We start from the raw sequence: 1449 nt of genomic DNA on the forward strand, positions 1-1449 counted from the left end.
CGTAAGTACTTGTCATACCGAACGATATTGCCGGGGTGCAGTCCGAACCAAGCCCTGATTTCAAAGGGATTAAGACTCCAGCGGGATGTGCGTCTCGGCTTTCCAGCCTCGTCCGAACCAAGCCCTGATTTCAAAGGGATTAAGACTGTCCGTCAATTATCGACGGACCTTGAAAAATAGTGTCCGAACCAAGCCCTGATTTCAAAGGGATTAAGACGGGGGGTTGACGCATGGCTTCAGTCCTCGCAGTGGTCCGAACCAAGCCCTGATTTCAAAGGGATTAAGACGGTGTCAGTCTTGACGATGTTAAAGAGTGGCGGGTCCGAACCAAGCCCTGATTTCAAAGGGATTAAGACTGTAAACGCGCCGTGTGGGCTGTCAGGGTTGGTCTGTCCGAACCAAGCCCTGATTTCAAAGGGATTAAGACGCATCAAGCCCCAGTTGGTCAATGTACGTATTCACGTCCGAACCAAGCCCTGATTTCAAAGGGATTAAGACACGCGTCAAGCATGACTGCGACAATTTGTTGACCGTCCGAACCAAGCCCTGATTTCAAAGGGATTAAGACGATCACATTACTTTCGTTATCACGGAATAATTCGGTCCGAACCAAGCCCTGATTTCAAAGGGATTAAGACACTTGCGCGACATTTCCAGTCTTACGATTAGTTGAGTCCGAACCAAGCCCTGATTTCAAAGGGATTAAGACGGCGTCGACGTGAGACTTTGACATCGTAGGGTTGTCCGAACCAAGCCCTGATTTCAAAGGGATTAAGACATGGTACGCACCACGCTTATATGCGCGATAAACCGAGTCCGAACCAAGCCCTGATTTCAAAGGGATTAAGACGGCCCACAATAGCCCGGCGTACCGGGTGGGACCCAGTCCGAACCAAGCCCTGATTTCAAAGGGATTAAGACAGCATATCGAAACCCATCAAGCAAGTCTTCCAGTCCGAACCAAGCCCTGATTTCAAAGGGATTAAGACGTACCCGCCATTGCCAGAGCAGCGGTAGAGAATCTGTCCGAACCAAGCCCTGATTTCAAAGGGATTAAGACGTCTTCGACCCGCTCCATTTCAAAGCCGCGCCATTGTCCGAACCAAGCCCTGATTTCAAAGGGATTAAGACCGGCTGCGCGCTCGATATTCTCAGCACGTGAGAGTCCGAACCAAGCCTTGATTTCAAAGGGATTAAGACCGTGTACCATCGGGCGATTTTGTTACAACTCTAAGGTCCGAACCAAGCCCTGATTTCAAAGGGATTAAGACGCGCTCACGATAGCGTCATGATTATCGAAAGTGGTCCGAACCAAGCCCTGATTTCAAAGGGATTAAGACGGCTGCGCTGCGGATGATCTTTTCGTAAGCACTCGTCCGAACCAAGCCCTGATTTCAAAGGGATTAAGACGGTTTGCGTCCCATACCATCGCAGGCCCTACATTCGTCC

The 1449-nt window shown here is 50.0% G+C and carries 2 protein-coding genes; both read left to right on the plus strand.

Features of this window, described 5'->3' with window-relative positions; translation table 11 throughout:
• On the plus strand, positions 1–180 hold a 180-nt coding region (locus ACK4TH_RS11825; RefSeq protein WP_409626716.1), incomplete at its 5' end, for a hypothetical protein.
• Between the two features lie 117 nt (positions 181–297).
• Positions 298–480: a hypothetical protein gene (locus ACK4TH_RS11830; protein WP_409626718.1), complete on the plus strand. Its 183-nt coding sequence runs from the start codon at positions 298–300 to the stop codon at positions 478–480.
• Positions 481–1449 lie beyond the last annotated feature (969 nt).

The organism is Tepidimonas sp. (assembly GCF_046292505.1).
In the GTDB taxonomy this organism is placed as follows: Bacteria; Pseudomonadota; Gammaproteobacteria; order Burkholderiales; family Burkholderiaceae_C; genus Tepidimonas.